1 pseudogene is annotated in these 561 nt (G+C 75.9%); it reads left to right on the forward strand.

The window, feature by feature from the left end:
- Positions 1 to 307: 307 nt before the first annotated feature.
- Positions 308 to 561 (forward strand): annotated as a pseudogene (locus tag M0638_RS28365) (nitrate ABC transporter substrate-binding protein); the annotation flags it as partial.

Below are 561 nucleotides of genomic sequence, written 5' to 3' on the forward strand. Positions count from 1 at the left end.
CCGCCAGGCGCTGGCCTTCTCCCGCGTGGTGCGCGTGGCGGGCGGCTGGGTCATGGCGGAACTCCCGTGGCGTGCGGCCGCTGCCGGCGCCCGTGCGGCGATCGTTCCCGTCCCCGCTGTCCGAATGCGCGTCATTATCGACATTGTCAACATTGTGTTGGCGGGCGCAGCGGCACCGGGGCGTCGGGCCACGTGCCATCCGCCCGCAAGGCACTGCGGAGACGCGCGTTCGACCGTCCCGCCCACGCCGGCCGACCGCTTGGCACGCCGGTTGCTGAAAGGGGAAGCGACAGCGGGAGATCATTCGATGGCGCGCCTCTTCCCCGACCCCTACGCTGCCGATGCCGCGCTCGACGGCCTCTGCGCCTGCGGCCGGCATGCCGGCGCGCTCGCCTGCGATGCCGCCCCGGCGACGGCGGAGGAGACCGCCGCGCAGGCGGTGGACGTCGCGGTCGCGCGTGCGGTGCTCGGCCCGGACGCCACGCGGCGCGCGCTGCTGCGCGGCGTCGGCGCGGCCACGCTGACGGCGGCGATCGGCGCGTTCTTCCCGCTGGCGGCGGC

The sequence above is a fragment of the Roseomonas acroporae genome, from assembly GCF_023223525.1.
GTDB classification, from domain to species: Bacteria; Pseudomonadota; Alphaproteobacteria; order Acetobacterales; family Acetobacteraceae; genus Roseomonas_E; species Roseomonas_E acroporae.